The following is a 20,387-nucleotide window of genomic DNA, read 5'->3' as shown; positions in this document are numbered from 1 at the left end:
TGCATTCGTATTCAGTGCTCGATGTCTTGGGAGGCTAGATCAGATCGGATATGATCCGCAATGGTCTGTGAATACGAATCCACAGTTTCTTTCGACTGTCGGCCGACTGGATGGACAACAGATGAGCCAACGCACCACGGAGCGTTCCGGACGCCCGCGGATGAGTGATGTCGTCTACGAGCGGTTGCAGGAGTTCCTGCTGGACGGGCAGATCCAGCCGGGTGAACGGATCCGGGTCGACGAGCTGAGCCGCCGGCTCGGCGTCTCCCAGACCCCGGTCCGCGAGTCACTGAACCGGCTCGAGGCCGAGGACCTGGTCACCAAAACGCATCTGATCGGATATTCCGCGACGCCGAAGCTGACGCCGGAGCGGTTCGAGGAGCTCTTCGAGGCGCGCTTCCTGATCGAGCCGTTCTGCTCAGGCCTCGCGGCCGGCCGGTACCGGGGTGACGAGGTCGAGCAGATCGCCCGGATCGCGGGTGAGATGCGCGGCCGCTACCAGGCCGGCACGATGTCGTACGGCGCCTTCGCCCGCGCTGACGCCGACTTCCACCAGGCCGTGATCGCGGCGACCGGCAACAGCTACTTCAGCGAGATCTTCGCCAAGCTGCACTGCCACCTGCAGCTCTTCCGCCTTCTCCGCGACTCCCGAGTCACCGAAGACGCCCTCGACGAACACGACCTGATCGTCACCGCCATCCGCCGGCGCGACACCCAGTCCGCCGACGCTGCCATGCACGCCCACCTCACCGCCTCCCGCTCCCGCCTCCGCACCGCCTTCGAAGCGACCCCAACCGAAAGCTAGCCCCCACCACCAGCCAAGCCCCCACCACCAGCCAAGCCCCCGGCAACGGACAGCCCTCACGCCACCGCCCGCCCCTCCGCCGACTCTGGCCCCACCTTGTGCACCAGTGGCGTACGCCAAGGCCGTCGCGGTACGGCTCTCGTGCACAAAGTCGCGTCGTACGACGACCTGCGGGCGCCGCGGCTGGGTCGGCTGGGCGGGGCGGGGGCGGGTTTAGTGTTCGGGGCCGGGGACTGAGAGGGGGTTGAAGGCGTACGGGAGTTCCAGGCGGTTTGCGGACATCAGGTCAGCGTCGGCCAGGAGGTCTCGGGTTTTGCCGTCGGCGACTATGCGGCCGCCGTTCATCAGCAGGCTGCGCTCGCAGAGTTGGAGCGCATATGGGAGATCGTGGGTGATCATCAGGAGCGTGACGTCGAGACCGGCGAGGATGTCCGCGAGTTCACGGCGGGCAGCGGGGTCGAGGTTGCTTGACGGCTCATCCAGGACGAGTACCTCGGGACGCATGGCGAGGACGGTGGCGACGGCTACCCGACGGCGTTGACCGAAGGACAGGTGATGCGGGGCTAGATCGGCGTGGTCCTGCATGCCTACCTGCACGAGTGCTTCGTGGACGCGATCGTCCAGCTCTGAGGCGCGGAGACCGAGGTTGGCCGGACCGAACGCCACGTCATCCCGGACCGTCGGCATGAACAATTGGTCGTCCGGGTCCTGGAAGACCAGGCCGACCTTGCGCCGGATCTCGCCGAGATGCTCCCGATGCAGACCGGTCCCCCCGATCTGGACCCGACCGCTCCCAGTCCCACCCGCGACGGACCCGAGGATCCCGTTCAGGTGCAGGACCAGCGTCGTCTTGCCCGCCCCGTTCGGTCCGAGCAGCGCGACGCGCTCCCCTCGCTCGACAGTGAAGTCAACACCGAACAGCGCCTGCCGCCCATCCGGATAAGCAAACACCAACCGCTCAACCTGAATCGCAGGAGCGCTCACAGCCCAACCACCCTCGCCGCGATCGCGATCAGGATCGCGGCCAGCGGGATCGCCAGGCCCACAAGCCATTGCGACTGTGAAGCGCCGTGCGTACTCAGCTGCGGCATCCGGCCGGTGTAAGCGCGCGATTGCATTGCGAGATGGATGCGTTCGCCCCGCTCGAAGCTGCGGACGAACAGTACGCCGACTCCCCCGGCAACTGCCTTCAGCTGACCAGCGCGGCCGCCCAAGTACCCACGGGACTCCCGGGCAACCCGCATCCGGTGCAGGTCGTCCGACACCACGCTCAAATAGCGGACCATGAATGACAAGATCGCCACCAGCGTCGCGGGCAGCCGGAGTCGTTCCAGTCCGGCCAGCAGTTCGCGCGGTGCGGTTGTTGCCGACAGCAAGATCGCGGCGATCACGCCGAGCGTCCCCTTCGCAAGCACGTTCCAGGCGCCGAGTACTCCGGATTGCGACAACTGCAGACCGAACACGGAGACCTGTGGGCCGGTTGCGACGAACGGCAGCAGTAGCGCGAAGACCAGGAACGGCGTCTCCACCGCGAGCCGTCGCGAGACCACCGGCGCCGGCAACTTCGCGGTGACCAGAGCTGCCAGGAGCATCACGGCGTACCCGCCGAAGGCCCAGAAGACGGCAGCCGGGGTGGAGACCACCGCGAGTACGAAGATGAACAGGGCAACCAGTTTCACCTGCGCCGGGATCCGGTGGACCGGGCTCTCCACCGCGACGAGCAGGCCGTCGCCGCTCACGATGCCTTGCTTGCCCGCAAGGATGCGAGCTTGGCGATCGCGAGCCCGACCACGATCGTCACCAGTACGCCGATGATGCCGGCGAGCGCCCCCGAGACCTGGGTATTGCCGATCCCGTGTACGCCGTAATCGGCCAGCGGACTCCCGGCCACCGCCGAATCCTTCGCCGCGCCATCGAACCCGAGCTTGCCCCCGACGAACTCCAGCCCGTCCGGATGCGCACTCGCAAACAGACTCAACCCGCCCGCAACAACGAGCGTGACCGCAATCCCGACCCCCAGCGACCGCCCGGCCGGCTGAGCCCCGATCGGCCTGTCCGGAGACACCGTCGAACTGTTGCCATCGGCATCCACCAGGACCAGATCCTGCTGCAAGTGCCGAGCGGCGTACACCAGGTCAGGCCGAGTCGCGACGACCGCGCTCAGGACGGTCGCGGTGATCACCGCCTCGCCGATCCCGACCAGAATGTGCCACCCGACCATCGCCGTTGCCAGCTTCGCGAGCGGGATGTCGACCGCCCCGCCGATCGAGTACAGCCCGGTGAACGCCAGCGCGGCGACCGGCACCGAAACCAGGGCCCCCACGGTCGCCGCCGGTACGACGCTACCCACCCGCCGCGGCATCACCTTCAACAGCGCCCGCGTCAGGAAGTACCCGACCAGGACCGTGACCAGCCCCATCAACGTGATGTTCGTGCCCAACGCGGTCAGACCGCCGTCAGCGAACAGCAACCCCTGCACCAGCAGCACCGTCGACATCACCAGTACGGCTGTCCACGGTCCGACCAGCGCCGCGGCCAGCGCACCACCGAGCAGGTGACCGCTCGTCCCGGCACCGACCGGGAAGTTCACCATCTGTACGGCGAACACGAACGCCGCGGTCAGCCCGGCCAGCGCCGGACCGGTCTCGCGCAGCTCGCGGTTCGCCCTCTGCAGGCTGAAGCCGACCGCCCCGGCCGCGATCAGACCAGTGGCGACAGATGTGGGCGCGTTGAAGAAACCGTCAGGAACATGCACGCCCACATTCTTGATCTACTTGCGACCGGATCGCAACAAGCAATCTCACAATTCCTTCAGAGCCTCGCCGATCGCACGGTGGAACGTCGGGTACGCCCAGATCATCTGCCGCAAAGAATCCACGGGTACGGCGGCATGCACCGCGACCGCGAGCGCGCTGAGCACCTCGCCGCCCATCGGTCCGGCGCTCGTCGCACCGACCAGCACACCCCGGTCCGCGTCCATCACGACCTTGATGAAGCCCTCGTTGCCGGCCTTGTGGATCCAGCCCCGCGTCGAGGCCGGGATCGGGGTCGATCCGGCCCGCACGTTCAGCCCCTTCTCCCGGGCCTGCTGTTCGGTCATCCCGACCGCACCGATCTCCGGATCCGTGAACGTCACCCGCGGCATCGCGCGGTAGCTCGCGGTCGGCGCGTCCGCCTCCTGAAGGATGTCGCGGACCGCGATGTCCGCCTGGTACATCGCGTTGTGGGTGAACGCGCCGACGCCAGTGACATCGCCGATCGCCCACACCTTGTCGCCGGCCCGAACGTGCTCGTCGACCTCGATCCGACGAGCGGTCGGGTCGAGACCAACCTTGTCCAACCCGAGGTCCGCAGTCGCAACCCGCCGTCCGGTTGCCACCAGCAACTTCTCACCACTGGCCGACGATCCGTCGGCGAGCATGACCGTAAACGTGTCCCCGGCGTGCCCGACCTGCGTCGCGTGCGCGCCCAGCTTGAACGTCACCCCGTCGCGCTCCAACGCTTCACGAGCCAATACGCCGGACTCCGGCTCCTCCATCGACAACACCTCAGCGGCGCCCTCGATCACGGTCACCTGCACTCCGAACCGGGCGAACACCTGGGCCAGCTCCATCCCGATCGCGCCGCCACCGAGGACGAGCAGCGACGACGGCAGCGTCTCGACCTCGATCGCCTCGCGGTTCGTCCAGTACGGCGTACCGGCGAGACCGTCGATCGGCGGAATGGACGGGATCGTTCCGGTCGCGATCACGATGCCGCGGGTCGCCTCGTACTCGCGGTCGCCGACGCGGACCGTGTTCGGGCCGGTGATCGTGCCGTGGTCCTTGATCACGGTGGCGCCCTTGTTCACCAGGCGGTCGACGGCGACCTGGTCGTTCCAGGTGTCGGTGGCCTCCTCGCGGATCCGCTTGGCCACCGGCGTCCAGTCCGGCTGGACGGTCGCCGTACCGGCCATGCCGTCGACGCGACGGGTCTCGGCGATCAGGTTCGCGGCCCGGATCATCATCTTGCTCGGGATGCACCCGTAGTACGGGCATTCACCGCCGACCAGCCGCGACTCGATGCCCACCACCCGCAACCCGGCCTGCGCCAACCGTCCCGCCGTCTCCTCTCCGCCAACCCCGAGCCCCACCACGACGACATCCACCTGTTCAGCCATGCCGCCCAATCTCCCAGAGCGACCGGACCCGGCCAAGTCTCCACCCGGCGCGTCATCGGTCGGTAAGCATTCGTTCACCACCGGCCACTAGCGTCCTGTACTCGTAGAAGTGAGGACAGAGTTGTTCGATTTCTCTGGTTTCGGCAGCATCAACATCGAGACCGTGATCGCCGCCGTCACGCTGATCGGTACGGCGATCATCTGGCTGCTCGATCGGTACGTCTGGCGCCGCAAACGGCTCGTGTACCGGGTCCAGGTCGACGCGCAGATCGGGGTGCACCCCCGGCAGAACCGCGCCAAGGAAATGGTCGACATCGAGGTCGTCCACCAGGGCAAGGCGGTCCACGACCCCAGCATCGTGCTGCTCCGGGTGGACAACACCGGCACCGACATCGAGGCGAAGGACATGCAGGGCGCGGTGAAGTTCACCTTCCCCGGCCGCAGGATCGTCCGGATGAAGGTGGTCGAGTCACACCCGCCGGACATCGGTGAGCTGCTCGAGGCCGATATGAAGCCGGCCGAGTACGTCGACACCGACGCGATCACGGTGCCGAAGCTCGCGATCAACCGCGGCGACCACTTCAAGTTCCTGCTCGTGCTGTCCGGCAAGGGCAAGGACGTGACGCACTCCGGTTACCTGGCCGGCGGGGCGAACGGCGGCGTTTACCACGAACCACGGCCGCGCGGCCCGGGCCGCCGTACCTTGATGTTCGGCGCGCTGACGCTGGTGCTGGTCGGCGCACTCGTCGCGTTCTTCCTGGTCGACGTGCTGCAGCCTCCGGACGACTGCAAGTCGGGTGAGCTGCGGCTGATCGGGTCGACCGCGGTGGAGCCGACGATGACCGAGCTGCGCAGCGCGTACGCGAGCAAGTGCACGAACGCCGACATCACGATCGCGGCCGACGGCAGCCTGAGCGGCGTCCAGGAGCTCGACAGCCTCGGTCCGAAGGATCCGGCGGCGGCCGGCAAGGTGATCGCCATGTCGGACGGGCCGGCCGAGGACTCCCCGAACCTCAGCGGCGAGGCGATCGCGGTGGTCATGTTCGCAGTCGTCGTCAACCGGGCGGCCGACGTGACGGCGCTGACCACGGCTCAGCTACGCGACATCTACACCGGCAAGGTCACCAACTGGGACCAGCTCGGCGGGCGGGACCTGCCGATCCGGATGGTCAGCCGCGTCGGCCCCGACTCTGGCTCGCGGCGGGTGTTCCGGCAGAAGGTGCTCGGCGGTGCGCAGGAGCTAGGGATCACCTCGGACGACTGCCGCCGCGACGACGATGCGACCGCGGCGAAGTACCACCGCTGCGAGGTCGGTACGACGGACGAGCTGCTCACCCGGGTAAACGGGATCGACGGCGCGATCGGGTACGCCGAGCTTGGTGGTGCCCGGAAGTTCCCGCAGCTCGCGGCCGCGACGATCGACAACGTCGTACCGGACACGTCGAAGGTGGCCGACGGGTCGTACAAGTTCTGGGAAGTGGAGCACGCGTACACCTACAAGGCCCCGGAGGCGAAGTCGCTGACCGCGGCGTTCCTGGACTATGTGCGGTCGACGCAGGCGCGGCCCGTGCTGGAGCGGGGCGGGCTCGTTCCGTGCAGCGATCTGCCGGCGGGATTCTGTGGGTGATCGTCCTGTGGATAATCCCGGCGCGCTTGGACGGTTCTCCGGATAATTCCCGTTATGTATGTGATCGCGCATCTCAGTGACCCCCATCTCGACGGCTCCGACGAGGCCCGGAACAGGCTGCGGAAGCTCACGTCGTACCTGCGCGAGTTCCGGCGGCCGGTCGACGTCGTACTGGTCAGCGGCGACCTCGCGGACCACGGCCTGGAGTCCGAGTACGCCGAACTCGCCGCCGAGCTGAAGCTGGACGTGCCCGTGTTGGTGCTGCCGGGCAACCACGACGTCAGCGCGCCGTTGCGAGCCGGCCTGTCCTCGTTCGTCGACTCGGCCGGCGAGGGGCATCCGGTGCACCAGGTGCACGACGTCGGCGGCGCCCGATTCGTCCTGCTCGACACCTCGGTGCCCGGTGAGGACCACGGGCTGCTGTCGGCGGAGTCACTCGCCTGGCTCGACGGCGTACTGGCTGAACCGGTCGATGGCCTGTTGTTCGTGGCTCTCCATCACCCGCCGTTCGAGCTGAACCACCCCGTCCTCGATCAGTGGCTGCTGCGCTCCGGCCCGGAACTCGAGGCCGTGCTCAGGGGTAAGCCGATCACCGCCTTGCTCGCCGGGCATGTGCACAACGGCCTCGCAACGACCTGGGCCGGACTGCCGTTCCTGGTAGCCCCAGGAGTTCGCTCGACCCCGCCGCTCCCCTTCGAGCCCGAGGCGCCCGGCGGCGGCCTCGTCGACAACACCACCGCCCACCCGGGCCTGGCGCTCCACATCCACACGCCAGGTGCTCCACTCCAAACCCTCTTCCGGCACCCGGCCTGACCAGTACTGTGCTGACATGTACGTGATCGCGCATCTCAGTGACCCGCATCTCGACGGCACCGACGAGGCGCGATCACGGCTCCGGCACATCACGTCGTACCTCGGCGACTTCACGCGGCCGGTCGATGTCGTGCTCGTCACCGGAGACCTCGCCGACCACGGTCTCGAGGCGGAGTACGCCGAGCTTGCGGGCGAACTGAAGCTGGACGTGCCCGTGCTGATGTTGCCCGGGAACCACGACGTGAGTACACCGTTGCGCACCTTGGTGAGTTCACCCGGTGAGGGTCATCCGGTCCACCAGGTGCATGAGGTCGGCGCGGCTCGGTTCGTGCTCGTCGACAGCACTGTGCCGGGTGCGGACCACGGGCTGCTGTCCGACGAGTCGCTCGCCTGGCTGGACGGCGTACTGCGGGAACCGTTCGACGGACCGGTGTTCGTCGCGATGCACCATCCGCCGCTGGAGCTGCATCACCCTGTGATGGACCAGTGGAAGCTGGAAGGACAGCCGGCGCTGGCCGAGGTCCTCACCGGCAAACCGATCACCGCGATCCTCACCGGGCACGTGCACAACGCCATCGTCACCAGCTTCGCCGGCCATCAGGTGTTGGGGGCGCCCGGGATCCGCTCGACCGTCCCGCTCACCTTCGAGCCTCCGACCAGTGACGGCATCGTCGTTGACCCGTCGTCGCATCCCGGCCTGGCCCTGCACGTCCACACCCCTGGCGAGCCCCTCCAAACGATCTACAGGTACCCCCGATGACCGAATTCGTCATGCGACCGATCGCTCGGGTCGAGTCCAGTCTGCGCGAGCGCACCGACGCTCCCCGTCAGGGCGACGAAGGTGCTCCCGACGCGTGGATCGTCTTCGACGACTCCGTCCGTGCTGCCCTCGCCGACATTGCGGCCGGCGATGAGGTCATCCTGATCACCTGGTTCGACCGCGCCGATCGCGACGTACAGAAGGTCCACCCTCGCGGTGACACGTCCCGTCCAGCGACCGGTGTCTTCAGCACCCGCTCCCCCGACCGGCCCAACCCGTTGGGACTGCACCGAGTCACCGTCCTGGCCGTCGACGATCTCCGCGTCCAGGTCAACAACCTCGAAGCACTCGACGGGACGCCGATCGTGGACGTGAAGCCGGTCCTGGGTGACATCTCCGACCGCTAGCGCCAGAAGCTCCAGCCCTCGGGGGCCTGGGGGAAAGTAGGCGGCGGAGACCATTGCGGCGGCGGCCGCCATCCCGGCGCGACAGGCGGCCAGTTCGGTGGCGGCTGGAAGCGATACCGCTTGTCCCTGGCGTGCCAGAACAACGACCACCCGGCGGCGACCACAGCCAGGCCGAGGAGCGCCACGCCGACTGCCCCGAACGTTGTGGGTTCAGGGCCGCACCCGATGCCGTCCGGGTCGCAGGGATCGGACGGAGCGCCCATCATGAACACGCCCAGCAATCCGAACAGCCCGAACGCGCCCGCCGCGCACCACCCGACCGTGATCAAGACCCGGTGGGTGGGCGCGTCGGAGTACCCATGAAACACACGCGGATCCGGAGGCGCTGATGAACTCACGCCGTCATTACAGCTCCTGCACCCCGGACTTGCATCCCGCCGGCACCCAACTGTGACCTTGGGCTAGAAGTTGATCATGTGGCCTTCGAGGCCGTGGAAGGCTTCTTGGAGGGCTTCGCTCAGGGTCGGGTGGGCGTGGACGTTGCGGGCCAGTTCCTTGGTGGTGAGGTCCCACTTCTGGGCCAGGGTGAGCTCGGGCAGGAGCTCGGTCACCTCCGGGCCGATCAGGTGGGCGCCGAGCAGTTCGCCGTACTTGGCGTCGCTGATCACCTTGACGAAGCCGGTCGGGTCGCCGAGGCCGTGCGCCTTGCCGTTCGCGGTGAACGGGAACTTGGCGACCTTGACGTCGAAGCCCTCCAGCCGGGCCTCTTCCTCGGTCCAGCCGAAGCTGGCGATCTGCGGCTGGCAGAACGTCGCCCGCGGGATCATCTTGTAGTCGAGCTCCATCGTCTCGTGCCCGGCGATGGTCTCGGCCGCGATCACGCCCATCGCCTCGGCCGCGTGCGCGAGCATCAGCTTCGCGGTCACGTCGCCGATGGCGAAGATGTTCGGCACGTTGGTCCGGCAGAAGCCGTCGATGCCGATCGCGCCGCGCTCGGTCAGCTGCACGCCGATCTTGTCCAGACCGTAGCCGTCGACCCGCGGCTGGAAGCCGATGGCCTGCATGACCTTGTCGGCCTCGAGCGTCTTCTGCGCTCCGTCCTTGCCGGTGACCGTCACCTTGACCTTGTCGCCGGAGTCGTCGATCGAGTCGACCCTGGTGCCGGTCAGTACGTCGACACCGAGCTTCTTGTACGCCTTGGCGAGCTCCTTGGACACCTCGATGTCCTCGAGCGGCACGACTCGGTCGAGGAACTCGACGATCGTCACCTTCACGCCGTAGTTCGCCAGCACGTAGGCGAACTCCACACCGATCGCACCCGCGCCGGCGATCACGATCGAGCCGGGCAGCTCCTCGGTGAGGATCTGCTCCTCATACGTCACGACGCGCTCGCTCAGCTGGGTGCCCGGCAGCAGCTTGGTGGTCGCGCCGGTGGCCAGGATGCAGTTGTCGAACGTGACGGTCTCCGAGGAGCCGTCGTTCAGCGTCACGTCGAGCGTGTTGGCGTCGGTGAACGAGCCCCAGCCGTCGAACTCGGTGATGTTGTTCTTCTTCATCAGGAAGTGGACGCCCTTGACCCGGCCGTCCGCGACCTTGCGGCTGCGTTGCACCGCGGTCGGGAAGTCGAAGGTCACCTCGCCGCTGATGCCGAAGGTCTTCGCCTCCGTCCGGAAGATGTGCGACAGCTCGGCGTTCCGCAGCAGCGCCTTGGACGGGATACAGCCCACATTCAGGCAGACACCGCCCCAGTACTTCTTCTCGATGATGGCGGTCTTGAGGCCGAGCTGGGCAGCGCGGATCGCCGCGACGTACCCACCCGGACCGGCGCCGAGGACAACAACGTCAAAGTGCGAGGCCATGGGGTGAACTTTAGCCGGGGTTCCGTAAGGACCGTAGGCCGCCTACGCTGGGCGGGCGCGTGAGGCGTCACGAGGAAGATGCGGCATGGGGGACGGATGAATCTGGGGAGACATCGGGGGCTGCGATTCGCGGCACTCGGCACACTGCTGGCAGTCATCGGACTGCCGGCGTACGCCGACGACCCCACTCCCTCGACCAGTCAACCGCCGCCCGCCTCGGTGACCGACGTCAACCGGTCGCTGGAGCAGCTCCAGGCCGAGGCCGCCGCCGTCCAGGCCGACTTCGCCAAGGCGACCATCGCCTACACCAAGGCCCTCAAGGACGCGCAGACCGCCGAGGCCGCCGCCAAGAAGGCGGAGACCAGCGCGGTTGCCTCAAGGGGCAAAGCTGACGAGGAGCGCCGGCAGCTCGGCCTGCTCACCGCCCAGGCGTACCAGCTGGGCATCCCGACCGTGATGGGCACCGAGTCCATGCTGTGGTCGCTCGCCCCGATCGCCGAGAACCTCCAGGAAATCGCCGACCGGCAGACTGCCATCACCCAACTCGGCAGCACCCAGGTGTCGCAGTACAAAACGGCTATGGCCGCAGAATCCGAGTCGAATCGGCTCAAGGCCGACGCCACCAGCAAGCGGGCGGCTGCGAACGAGGCCGCCACCAAGGCACAGGACCTCAGCAAGCAGGTGCAGCAGAAGGCCGCCGACGCCTCGGCGTCGATGGCTGACCAGGCTGCTGACCTCGATGTCGCCTCCGCGCTGTCCAAGCAGTTGCAGTTGGCGCGCAACCAGCAGGCGCTGACTCGCTGGCAGACGTACCTGACCGAGCTCACCACCGCCAAGATCACTCCCCCGGCGGCCGCCGTACTCAAGAACCCGACCAAGCTCCCGGCTGGGCTGGCTCCGCTGACCCGCCGAGGCGCTGCCGTCCCAGGTGTCGCTTCGGTGGCGGTCGCGGGCCGCACTGTGCGGGTGATGTCGGCCGAGACGATCCGGGCGGTCAACCAAGCCTTCAGCCTGGTCGGCAAGCCGTACGGCGTGGCAGCGACCGGACCGGACAAGTACGGCTGCCTCGGCGCGGCTCGGGTCGCATGGCAGCCGTACACCACCCTCCCGAACCTGGTCGGCAAGGTGTATCCCGACTACCAGGCGGTCCCGGCCACTCAAGTCCAGCCGGGCGACCTGCTCGTCATGGGCAGCAAGTCGCTCGGGCTCGTCCACATCGGCGTCGCCCTCGACAACGGCGAGATGATCGCCGCCGACGAGGCCAAGGGCTCGGTGGTCGTCACCACCGTCCCGGACAACCTGTACGCCGCCCTGCGCCCGACCCTCGGCGCGCCGGTCAAGCCGCAGGTCGCGCCGACCGCCAGCTCGGATTCCGTCGCCTTCCGGTGCGGCAACACGGCAACGTCGTACAACGTCGGCTCCGGCGCCTGGACCTGGCCGCTGGCCGACGGCAGCTACCAGATCGGTACGCCGTTCGGTCAGGCCGGCTCGATGTGGTCGACCGGATTCCACACCGGCCAGGACTTCGTCGCCCCGGTCGGTACGCCGGTTCACGCGGTGACGACCGGTGTCGTCAGTGTCGAGCACCCGGCCTGGGCTGGGAACCTGGTCCGCATCGACCACGGCAACGGTCTTGAAACGCTCTACGCGCACCTGAGCCGGGTCGACGTCACCAACGGGCAACAGGTGGCGCCGGGGCAGCAGATCGGTGCCGTCGGCACCGAAGGCAACTCGACCGGTCCGCACCTGCACTTCGAGGTCCACCTCGGCGGTGACCCGGTCAACCCGATGCCGTTCCTGGCCACCGGCTCCGCGAGCATCGGCTGGGGTGGCTACAGCAACGGCATGATCCCGGCGAGCAAGCTGTGCGGGATCGCCTCCGGCCACATGCTCCGCTGCGACGCGGCCGCGGCGTACCAGCAGCTGGCCGCCGCCTACAAGGCGCAGTTCGGTACGACGCTGTGCATCACGGACTCGTACCGCTCGTACGCCTCGCAGGGCGACCTGTACCAGCGCAAGCCGTCGCTGGCCGCCCTCCCCGGCACCTCGAACCACGGCTGGGGTGTCGCGGTCGACCTGTGCGGCGGGATCGACAAGTACAACACCACCCAATACCAGTGGATGAAGTCGCACGCCCCGACGTACGGCTGGCTGCACCCGGCCTGGGCGGACCAGGGCGGCAACCGCGAAGAGCCGTGGCACTGGGAGTTCGGAAACCCGGCAACCGCTTGACCGCCAGGTAGTCTGAGGCCGTGGCCGAGAAAGATAGTCCCGACCGCACGGATCACAACATCACCCTCGATGCTGCGGATGACCGGTGGGAGTGGCGGCGGCGGATTCGGGAGAATCCGCGCAAGCTGTTGTTCTACCGGATCGGCGTGGGCGTCGTCGGTGGGTTGCTGCTCATCGCCGCGCCATTGACCGGGTGGCTGCCGGGACCGGGTGGGATCCCGTTGTTCATCGCGGGTCTCGCCGTGCTGGCCAGCGAGTTCGAGTGGGCGCAGCGGCTGCTGTACCGGGTCAAGGACTGGGTGAAGGCACTCACCACCTGGACCGGCAAGCAGCCCGCCTGGCTGAAGGCGCTTGGGACCCTCGCGCTCTTCCTCTGCGTGCTCGTCGCGATCTGGCTCTACATGGCCGTGCTCGGCGTGCCGGGCTGGCTGCCCGACTCGTGGGAGTCATTCCTGTACAAGCTTCCCCTCCTGCCCTGAGTAGTCGGGAAGCTCGATCAGCTCGCTCATCTTCTGCGCCATCTTGATCATCTGGTTGTTGAAGAATGGGATATCCAGGATCCGGTTGCGCGCCGTCAGCCCGAACCGGGTTGCCGGTGCCAGGAACGACCCCGCGCGACTACCGTCCTGGGTCGTCGTCACCGACTTGCGCAGCCGCGCCTCGTAGCGGTCGAACGCGGCCCGGAAGTTGCCGCGCGCCTGGGCCAACTCCCCCGCCAGCACATAGGCGCCGACGACGGCCGTACCCGTCCCGAGTGCCCCGAAGGTCGCGCCGTACCCCGCGTCGCCGAGCAGCACGATCCGGTCGGTGGACCAGCGGTCCACGCTCACCCGGCTGATCGAGTCGAAGTACAGCTCCGTTGCCGCCGGCAACCCTTTCAGCAGCTCCGGCACGTGCCAGCCCAAACCGGTGAACTGCTCGCGCAGGATGGCCTTCTGCTGGTCGAGGTCGCGCCGGTTGTAGGTCAGCTCCGGCGACTTGAACACGAACAGCGTCTGCGCCAGACCTGCGTCCCGACGGTCCGCGCCGACGCTCGCCAGCTTGCCCGGCACGTTGTACAGCAGCGAATCGTCTCCACTGATCCCGAGCGTGTTCGGGACCTCCCAACCGCCCACGTAGTACTTGAGGTGGCGCTCGACGACTCGCTCCTTCGGCCACGCCAGCCGCCGTACGACGGAGTGGATTCCGTCCGCGCCGATGACGAGGTCGTAGGTGTCCTCCACCCCGCTCTCGAACCGCACATCCACGCCGTCCGCGTGTTCCCGCAGCTCGGCGATCGAGTCCCCGAAGCGGTACGTCGCCTGCGCGCGACTGTGCTCGTACAGCACCCGCGACAGGTCTGCTCGCAGTACCTCCAGCTCACCGCCGGCGAACTCCGGTGGCAGCCGCATCAGCGTGCGGCCCGCCGCGTCGACGAAGCTCATTCCGCTGCCACCGGTCTGCAGCGAACGCAGGTCGGGCAGCACGCCCATCCGGTCCAGAACCGTCGTGAACACCTCACCGCGGAAGTCCACGGCGTACCCGCCCTTCCGCAGCGCCGGGGCGATCTCGACCACCGTGACGTCGTGTCCCGCCCGGCCCAGCCAGAGCGCCACCGACGGGCCGGCCACGCTCGCACCGGATACCAGAACCTTCATCGTCCCCTCCTCAGGATTAACTGTGTCTGCCGGACACAGTAGCGTGTATGGTAGACACAGTTCAAGGCTTTCGAAAAGGATCGAACTGTGACCGAACTCCTCTGGGGCAAACAGCCGCTGCCGAGCCGCGGACCCAAACCCGCCGTGACGCTGACCGGGATCGCCGAGGCCGGCATCCGGATCGCCGACGCGGAGGGCCTCGACGCGGTCTCGATGCAGCGGATCGCCGGCGAGCTGCCGGTGACGAAGATGGCTCTCTACCGGTACGTCCCCGGCAAGACCGAGCTGGTCGCGGTCATGAGTGACCTCGCGATGGGCTCCCCGCCGGACCGCCCCGACCAACCGTGGCGCGAGGCTCTGCACACGTGGGCCAATGACCTGTACGACGGCTTCACGCTGCACCCCTGGTTGCTGTTGTCGACCGTCGGTCGCCGCCTACTCGGGCCGAATGAGCTGGCCTGGATGGAGCAGGGCGTGAGCGCGCTGACCGAGAGCGGGCTGACCGGTGGCGAACAGCTGGACTCGATCCTGGTGATCACCAGTCACATCCGGAACATCGCCCAGCAGTCCACGACCTTCCCCGGTCACACCACAGGTCTGACCGAAGAGGACATGCAACAGTCGCTGGCCGAGATCCTCACCACCGAGGCCGCTCGCTTTCCCCACCTCACCACCGCGATGCGTACGTCGGCCGGTAGCGAGAACCAGGGTCTCGAGTTCGGGCTGCAGCGGATCCTGGACGGTCTCGAACTCCTGATCAACGGTAGGAAGGCGTCGACTTGACCGCGTTGAAACGTTCCCGATAGACCGACGCCGGGAGTCCGTAGTGGGACTTGAATCGGCGGGCGAAATAGTTCTGGTCCGGCCAGCCGACGGACTCCCCGATCCGGCTGATCGGCAGGTCCGTGTGCAGCAACCGATCGGCTGCGAGCTCGACCCGATGCCGGGACAGGTACGCCATCGGCGGCAGCCCGGTCACCGACTTGAACAGCCGGACCAAATAGCCCGGCGCGAGGTGCAGCTCGCCGGCCAGATCGGTCAGCGTCCAGTGCCGCGCCGGATCGGCCTCCATCAACCGCATCGCGTCGAGTACGGCGGGATGTGTCTGGGCCGTGTGCTCGCTGCGCTCGTCGCGTTCGGCCACCGTCCGGGCCACGCAACTCAGGTACAAGGACAGCCAGCCGATGACCTCGCCGCGGTGCTGACTGAGCGGCTGGTTGCGCAGTTGCCGTAGGCCGTCGAGGTGACCGACGGCTTCCTTCATGGTCGCCGGATCGAGGTGCGTGGCGAGCATTCCACGGCGTTCTGCGGAGAACGGCCCGGTCCACAACAGGTAACCCAGCAAGGGATCCTCGCGCGCCCAGGCGAGTTCGCGCCGGACCAGGTCGGCCGAGAAGCAGCAGTTGTAGACCTCGAGCGCCTCGCAGTCGACGTACTCGTGCCAGACGCCCGGACGGAGCAGGATCGCGTCGCCGGCCTCGAGTTTCTGCCGGCCGGCGAGGCTGTGGTGGATGCCTTCACCGCCGGTGACCAGCAGCAGTTCGAAGAAGCTGTGCGTGTGCAGCGGATGCGAGTTTTCGTGCACGTGCGGGCCCGCGTGCACGACCGTCCCTTCGACGAAGTGCAGCACTGTTCCGCGGGTCCTCACGGGCTCGTCGGCCATGCTTCACGATAGGGGCCGAAGTGCATTTCGTGCTAGACCGAGTGCACTTCGGGCTACTCACCGACGACTACCGGCCGCAGGATCGGGGAACAGGCGAAACGTCGCGCCAACCATCCGGATCGAAATCGAGGCGCTTCGCCGGAGCACCCACTGAATCGTTTCACTCGCGAGTTGGAGCCTCATGTCGAATCTCGCCGCACCCACTTCCCTCCGCTTCGAGCATCAGCCCGCACCCGTGCTGGGCACCGGCACCGCGGCGCCGCGGATCTCCTGGCAGATCCCCGCCGCGGACGCCGGCTATGCGCAGACGGCGTACGAGGTCGAGATCACCACTGGCACCACCCAAGCCTTCACCGTGCAGTCCCCCGACCAGGTCCTCGTGCCCTGGCCGGCCGAACCACTCAAGTCCCGTGAGTCCGCGTCGGTGCGGGTCCGTGTCCGCAGCAACGACGCCTGGAGCGAGTGGAGCGAGCCCGCGACCGTCGAGACCGGGCTGCTCACGCCGGACGACTGGAGCGCCCGGTTCGTCAGCCCGCACGAGAACCCGCACGGCTCCCCCGCTCCGCTCATCGCCGGCATCGCCGACCTCCCGGACGGGATCGTCAAGGCCCGCCTCTACGCGACGGCGTACGGCATCTACCTTCCCGAGCTCAACGGGAAGCGGGTCGGCACCGAGGAACTCGCGCCCGGCTGGACGGCGTACCAGTACCGGCTCCGCTACCAGACGTACGACGTGACCGAGCTTGTTCAACCTGGTGAGAACAAGCTCGAGTTCCTGGTCGGCAACGCGTGGTACCGCGGCCGGATCGGCTTCCACAACCAGAAGCAGCTGTACGGCGACCGGCTCGCCGTACTCGCTCAGCTCGAGGTGACCACGGAAGACGGCCAGGTCCATACCTTCGGCAGCGACGGGACGTGGACCTCCCGGGAGAGCAACGTCCTCGCCGACGACCTGTACGACGGCCAGACCACTGACTTCCGGCGACAGCCCGGAGAGGCCTCCCTGGTGGACGTTCTCGACGCCGACCTCGGCCTGCTCGTCGCCCCCGACGGCCCGCCGGTCCGCATCACCGACGTCCTGCCCGCGGTCGAGATCACCACGTCACCGTCCGGCAAGACCCTGGTCGACTTCGGCCAGAACCTGGTCGGCCGCGTCCGGCTGAAGGTCCGCGGCGGCGCCCAGGGCGACGAGATCGTCCTGCGCCACGCGGAAGTCCTGGAGAACGGCGAACTCGGTGTCCGCCCGCTCCGCAGCGCGAAGGCGACCGACACCTACATCCTGGCCGGCCCCGACGAGCTCACGCTCGATTCACCGCTCACCTTCCACGGCTTCCGGTACGCCGAGGTGACGGGAGTGAGCGCACTCCGCAAGGAGGACATCGAGGCCGTCGTCGTCGGCAGCGACCTCGAGCGCACCGGCTGGTTCGAGTCGTCGAACGAGCTGCTCGACAAGTTCCACCAGAACGTGGTCTGGGGTATGCGCGGCAACTTCGTCGACGTACCGACCGACTGCCCGCAGCGCGACGAGCGGCTCGGCTGGACCGGTGACATCCAGGTCTTCTCCCCCAGCGCGAGCTTCCTGTTCGACACCGCCGGCTTCCTGACGAACTGGCTTGCCGACCTGGCGGCTGAGCAGAAGAAGGACGGCTCGGTGCCGTTCGTCGTACCGGACGTGCTCAAGAACGAGGCTCCGGCCACGGCCGCTTGGGGTGACGCGGCAACGATCGTCCCTTGGGTGATCTACGAGCGCTCCGGCGACGCCGGACTGCTCGCCCGGCAACTGCCGAGCATGCGGGCCTGGGTCGACAAGATGGCCAACCTGGCCGGTAGCAACCTGCTCTGGTCGGGCGGCTTCCAGTTCGGCGACTGGCTCGACCCGACCGCTCCCCCGGAGAACCCGTTCCGCGCCAAGGCCGACCCCGACGTGGTCGCGACCGCGCACCTGGCCCGTTCGGCCGAGGTGGTCGGTAAGGCCGCGGAGGTCGTCGGCCAGACCGACCTGGCCCGCGAGTACACCGACCTGGCAGCCCGGGTCCGGCAGGCGTTCGCGGCCGAGTACGCGACCGAAGGCGGCCGGGTATTGAGCGACGCGGCAACGACCTACGCGCTCGCTCTGCAGTGGGCGCTGCTGCCGACCGAGACCCAGCGGCAGCGTGCCGGCGACCGCCTCGCCGACCTCGTTCGCGTGTCGGGTTTCCGGATCAGTACCGGATTCGTCGGTACGCCGCTGGTGGCGGACGCACTGGCCGATTCCGGACATCCTGACCTGGCCTACCGCCTTCTGCTACAGACAGGCTGCCCCTCTTGGCTGTACGCAGTGACGATGGGAGCGACGACGGTCTGGGAGCGCTACGACAGCATGCTGCCCGACGGCAGCATCAACCCCGGTGAGATGACATCGTTCAACCACTACGCCCTCGGCGCCGTCGCCGACTGGATGCACCGCCGGGTCGCGGGCCTCGCAGCCGCCGAGCCCGGCTACCGGACCATCGACGTACGGCCGCTCTTCACCGAGCAACTGACCAAGGCGTCCGCCAAACACATCACGCCGTACGGCGAAGCCTCGGTCGCGTGGACGCGATCTGACGGTCAGATCACGTTGTCGGTCACCGTGCCGGTCGGGTCCCGCGCGAACGTCGAGGTACCTGGGCAAGGCGTCGTCGAGGTCGGTCACGGTACGCACGAGTGGACCGCCGCCGACCCGTACGCCGAGCTGCCGGAAGTGCCCGCAGATGCAACGGTCCGCCAGCTTATGGACCACGAACCGACCTGGACCGCACTCGCGGCGGCCGCGACCGAGACCGGGGTCGTCACCGACGACGCCGAGCTGGCTGCCCGTCTCGAGCGGTACCTGGACCAGCCCGCCACCGGACTCGTCGAGGCGCTCAGCCGACGCGGACTCACCCCGAGCGCCGAGGTCCTGAAGGCAAAGCTCGAGGCCCTGATCAACCACTAACCCACCACCCGACCCCGCCCCGCTGCTTCGAACAACATCCCCTTGGAGGTCAAAGATGAGGTTCCGCCCAGGAGCCAGCGGACTGGCGCTACTTGCCGTCAGTTCGCTGGTGCTCACCGCGTGCAGCGCGGGCAGTCTCGGATCCAGTAGCGACTCGAGCGGCGGCTCGGTCCAGATCACGTACCTGATCGGCAACCAGGATCAGGATCTGAAGAACGCCCAGCAACTGGTGAAGGATTTCACCGCGAAGAACGCCGGGATCTCGATCAAGATCGAAACCCGGCCGGCCGGCACCGAGGGCGACAACATCGTCAAGACCCGGCTGTCCACCGGCGACATGCCGGAGGTGTTCAACTACAACACCGGGTCGCTGTTCCAGGCGATCGCGCCACAGAAGAACCTCGTCTCACTCAGCGACCAGCCGTACGTCGGCAACCTGGACGACAACTTCAAGAACACCGTGACCGCCGACAACCAGGTGTACGGCGTGCCCGTCGGCGGGTTCATGGGCGGAGCGGTGCTGTACAACATCCCGATCTACAAGCGGCTCGGGCTGACGCCGCCGAAGACCTGGGCCGAGTTCATGGCGAACAGCGCGAAGATCAAGGCCGCCGGGATCCCGCCGGTGATCCAGACCTACGGCGAGACCTGGACCGCGCAGCTGTTCGTCCTGGGCGACTTCCACAACGTGGCGGCCACGGAGCCGGACTTCGCCGACAAGTACACCAAGAACCAGGCGAAGTACGCGACCTCGCCGGCCGCGCTCAAGGGTTTCGAGCACACCGAGGCCGTCCATGACGCCGGCTACGAGAACAAGGACTTCGCCTCGGCCAAGCTGCCGGACGGGCTCAAGATGCTTGCCACCGGCAAGGGTGCGCAGTACCCGATCCTGTCCGGCGTGGTCGCGAACATGATCGCGACGTACCCGGACGCGGGCAAGAACGTGGGCCTGTTCGCGCTGCCTGGTGACGACGCGAGCAAGAACGGCCTGACCGTCTGGACGCCGGGTGCCAACTACATTCCGAAGACCGCGACCGGCGCCAAGCTGGACGCGGCCAAGAAGTTCCTCGCCTTCATCGCCAGCCCGGACGGATGCAAGTCGCAGACCACGGCCGGGGCACCGACCGGTCCGTACGCGGTCAAGGGCTGCGCGCTGCCGGCCGATGTACCGCAAGCCATCAAGGACATGCAGCCGTACCTGGACAAGCCGGGTGCGTCCAGCCTCGCGCTGGAGTTCGTGTCCCCGGTCAAGGGCCCGTCGCTCTCGCAGATCACCGTCGAGGTCGGTTCGGGGATCCGGAAGGCGAAGGACGGCGCCGTCCGGTACGACGAGGACGTGAAGAAGCAGGCCCAGCAACTCGGGCTGGCAGGTTGGTGAGGGTCCGTGGCTCTACTAATGCCGCGCCTCCGGCGCGGCGGGTCATGGGGCTGTAACTCCCGGCCTTCCCTCGTCGCTCCGGTCGCTTCGC

At 67.7% G+C, this 20,387-nt stretch carries 18 protein-coding genes; 10 read left to right on the top strand and 8 right to left on the bottom strand.

The window, feature by feature from the left end; genetic code table 11:
• Nucleotides 1-121: 121 nt before the first annotated feature.
• Nucleotides 122-805: a GntR family transcriptional regulator gene (locus EV650_RS05775; RefSeq protein WP_134116063.1), complete on the top strand. Its 684-nt coding sequence runs from the start codon at nucleotides 122-124 to the stop codon at nucleotides 803-805.
• A 213-nt stretch (nucleotides 806-1,018) separates the two neighbouring features.
• Here the strand turns inward: EV650_RS05775 and EV650_RS05770 are convergent, their stop codons facing one another.
• From EV650_RS05770 to EV650_RS05755, 4 genes are read right to left on the bottom strand one after another with little or no spacing between them, the layout of a single operon-like run.
• Nucleotides 1,019-1,789 (bottom strand): energy-coupling factor ABC transporter ATP-binding protein, encoded by a 771-nt coding sequence (locus EV650_RS05770; RefSeq protein ID WP_134116061.1) that lies wholly within the window; start codon nucleotides 1,787-1,789, stop codon nucleotides 1,019-1,021.
• Entirely contained in the window at nucleotides 1,786-2,544 is a 759-nt protein-coding gene (cbiQ, locus tag EV650_RS05765; protein WP_238174037.1) for a cobalt ECF transporter T component CbiQ, read from the bottom strand. The genes EV650_RS05770 and cbiQ overlap by 4 nt, the downstream gene beginning before the upstream one ends.
• Complete coding sequence (locus EV650_RS05760) at nucleotides 2,541-3,560, bottom strand: energy-coupling factor ABC transporter permease (protein ID WP_134116057.1); 1,020 nt, start codon at nucleotides 3,558-3,560, stop codon at nucleotides 2,541-2,543. The genes cbiQ and EV650_RS05760 overlap by 4 nt, the downstream gene beginning before the upstream one ends.
• A gap of 45 nt (nucleotides 3,561-3,605) precedes the next feature.
• Nucleotides 3,606-4,964, bottom strand: a complete 1,359-nt coding sequence (locus EV650_RS05755) for a dihydrolipoyl dehydrogenase family protein (protein WP_134116055.1) — start codon at nucleotides 4,962-4,964, stop codon at nucleotides 3,606-3,608.
• Nucleotides 4,965-5,073: 109 nt separating this feature from the next.
• Between EV650_RS05755 and EV650_RS05750 the strand changes: the two genes are divergently transcribed.
• The 4 genes from EV650_RS05750 to tsaA are packed head-to-tail and all read left to right on the top strand — an operon-like array spanning nucleotide 5,074 to nucleotide 8,571.
• The gene (locus EV650_RS05750) at nucleotides 5,074-6,591 is read left to right on the top strand and encodes a PstS family phosphate ABC transporter substrate-binding protein (RefSeq protein ID WP_134116053.1); all 1,518 of its coding nucleotides are present in this window, start codon (nucleotides 5,074-5,076) and stop codon (nucleotides 6,589-6,591) included.
• A gap of 54 nt (nucleotides 6,592-6,645) precedes the next feature.
• Entirely contained in the window at nucleotides 6,646-7,404 is a 759-nt protein-coding gene (locus tag EV650_RS05745) for a metallophosphoesterase (protein ID WP_134116051.1), read from the top strand.
• A 16-nt stretch (nucleotides 7,405-7,420) separates the two neighbouring features.
• Complete coding sequence (locus EV650_RS05740) at nucleotides 7,421-8,164, top strand: metallophosphoesterase (RefSeq protein ID WP_134116049.1); 744 nt, start codon at nucleotides 7,421-7,423, stop codon at nucleotides 8,162-8,164.
• Complete coding sequence (gene tsaA, locus EV650_RS05735) at nucleotides 8,161-8,571, top strand: tRNA (N6-threonylcarbamoyladenosine(37)-N6)-methyltransferase TrmO (RefSeq protein WP_134116047.1); 411 nt, start codon at nucleotides 8,161-8,163, stop codon at nucleotides 8,569-8,571. Before EV650_RS05740 ends, tsaA begins: the two co-directional genes overlap by 4 nt.
• Here tsaA and EV650_RS05730 read toward each other — a convergent pair.
• Both EV650_RS05730 and lpdA read right to left on the bottom strand, forming a co-directional pair.
• Complete coding sequence (locus EV650_RS05730) at nucleotides 8,568-8,969, bottom strand: hypothetical protein (protein ID WP_134116045.1); 402 nt, start codon at nucleotides 8,967-8,969, stop codon at nucleotides 8,568-8,570. The two genes, tsaA and EV650_RS05730, sit on opposite strands and share 4 nt — an antisense overlap.
• 63 nt (nucleotides 8,970-9,032) lie before the next feature.
• Entirely contained in the window at nucleotides 9,033-10,430 is a 1,398-nt protein-coding gene (gene lpdA / locus EV650_RS05725) for a dihydrolipoyl dehydrogenase (RefSeq protein ID WP_134116043.1), read from the bottom strand.
• Between the two features lie 96 nt (nucleotides 10,431-10,526).
• On the opposite strand from lpdA, the gene EV650_RS05720 reads away from it, so the two are divergent.
• Both EV650_RS05720 and EV650_RS05715 read left to right on the top strand, forming a co-directional pair.
• Nucleotides 10,527-12,662 carry a peptidoglycan DD-metalloendopeptidase family protein gene (locus EV650_RS05720; protein ID WP_166678040.1) on the top strand — a complete coding sequence of 712 codons (2,136 nt, stop codon included), beginning with the start codon at nucleotides 10,527-10,529 and terminating at the stop codon, nucleotides 12,660-12,662.
• A 20-nt stretch (nucleotides 12,663-12,682) separates the two neighbouring features.
• Nucleotides 12,683-13,141 (top strand): PGPGW domain-containing protein, encoded by a 459-nt coding sequence (locus EV650_RS05715; protein WP_134116041.1) that lies wholly within the window; start codon nucleotides 12,683-12,685, stop codon nucleotides 13,139-13,141.
• On the opposite strand, the gene EV650_RS05710 is transcribed toward EV650_RS05715, so the two are convergent.
• Nucleotides 13,109-14,299: an FAD-dependent monooxygenase gene (locus EV650_RS05710; protein WP_134116039.1), complete on the bottom strand. Its 1,191-nt coding sequence runs from the start codon at nucleotides 14,297-14,299 to the stop codon at nucleotides 13,109-13,111. The two genes, EV650_RS05715 and EV650_RS05710, sit on opposite strands and share 33 nt — an antisense overlap.
• An 87-nt stretch (nucleotides 14,300-14,386) precedes the next feature.
• Here EV650_RS05710 and EV650_RS05705 point away from each other — a divergent pair, with 87 nt between their 5' ends.
• A complete protein-coding gene (locus tag EV650_RS05705) occupies nucleotides 14,387-15,082 on the top strand; it encodes a TetR/AcrR family transcriptional regulator (protein WP_134116037.1) in 696 nt (231 codons plus the stop codon).
• On the opposite strand, the gene EV650_RS05700 is transcribed toward EV650_RS05705, so the two are convergent.
• Nucleotides 15,057-15,962, bottom strand: a complete 906-nt coding sequence (locus EV650_RS05700; protein WP_134116035.1) for a helix-turn-helix transcriptional regulator — start codon at nucleotides 15,960-15,962, stop codon at nucleotides 15,057-15,059. The two genes, EV650_RS05705 and EV650_RS05700, sit on opposite strands and share 26 nt — an antisense overlap.
• A 181-nt stretch (nucleotides 15,963-16,143) precedes the next feature.
• Here EV650_RS05700 and EV650_RS05695 point away from each other — a divergent pair, with 181 nt between their 5' ends.
• On the top strand, nucleotides 16,144-18,918 hold the full coding sequence (locus EV650_RS05695) for an alpha-L-rhamnosidase (RefSeq protein ID WP_134116033.1): 2,775 nt from the start codon (nucleotides 16,144-16,146) through the stop codon (nucleotides 18,916-18,918).
• A gap of 55 nt (nucleotides 18,919-18,973) precedes the next feature.
• Nucleotides 18,974-20,296, top strand: coding sequence for an ABC transporter substrate-binding protein (locus tag EV650_RS05690; protein WP_134116031.1), 1,323 nt, complete (start codon nucleotides 18,974-18,976; stop codon nucleotides 20,294-20,296).
• Nucleotides 20,297-20,387 lie beyond the last annotated feature (91 nt).

Origin of the sequence: Kribbella kalugense, assembly GCF_004365875.1 — a bacterium.
GTDB classification, from domain to species: Bacteria; Actinomycetota; Actinomycetes; order Propionibacteriales; family Kribbellaceae; genus Kribbella; species Kribbella kalugense.
The sequence above is the reverse complement of the archived record's forward strand: the minus strand, read 5'-3'. Positions and strand labels throughout refer to the sequence as shown.

Bases quoted from the DNA above. Each gene is read 5' to 3' on its own strand.
- EV650_RS05775 (WP_134116063.1), top strand. From the start codon at position 122: ATGAGCCAACGCACCACGGAGCGTTCCGGACGCCCGCGGATGAGTGAT.
- EV650_RS05755 (WP_134116055.1), bottom strand. From the start codon at position 4,964: ATGGCTGAACAGGTGGATGTCGTCGTGGTGGGGCTCGGGGTTGGCGGA.
- EV650_RS05745 (WP_134116051.1), top strand. From the start codon at position 6,646: ATGTATGTGATCGCGCATCTCAGTGACCCCCATCTCGACGGCTCCGAC.
- EV650_RS05740 (WP_134116049.1), top strand. From the start codon at position 7,421: ATGTACGTGATCGCGCATCTCAGTGACCCGCATCTCGACGGCACCGAC.
- tsaA (WP_134116047.1), top strand. From the start codon at position 8,161: ATGACCGAATTCGTCATGCGACCGATCGCTCGGGTCGAGTCCAGTCTG.
- lpdA (WP_134116043.1), bottom strand. From the start codon at position 10,430: ATGGCCTCGCACTTTGACGTTGTTGTCCTCGGCGCCGGTCCGGGTGGG.
- EV650_RS05720 (WP_166678040.1), top strand. From the start codon at position 10,527: ATGAATCTGGGGAGACATCGGGGGCTGCGATTCGCGGCACTCGGCACA.
- EV650_RS05710 (WP_134116039.1), bottom strand. From the start codon at position 14,299: ATGAAGGTTCTGGTATCCGGTGCGAGCGTGGCCGGCCCGTCGGTGGCG.
- EV650_RS05700 (WP_134116035.1), bottom strand. From the start codon at position 15,962: ATGGCCGACGAGCCCGTGAGGACCCGCGGAACAGTGCTGCACTTCGTC.
- EV650_RS05695 (WP_134116033.1), top strand. From the start codon at position 16,144: ATGTCGAATCTCGCCGCACCCACTTCCCTCCGCTTCGAGCATCAGCCC.
- EV650_RS05690 (WP_134116031.1), top strand. From the start codon at position 18,974: ATGAGGTTCCGCCCAGGAGCCAGCGGACTGGCGCTACTTGCCGTCAGT.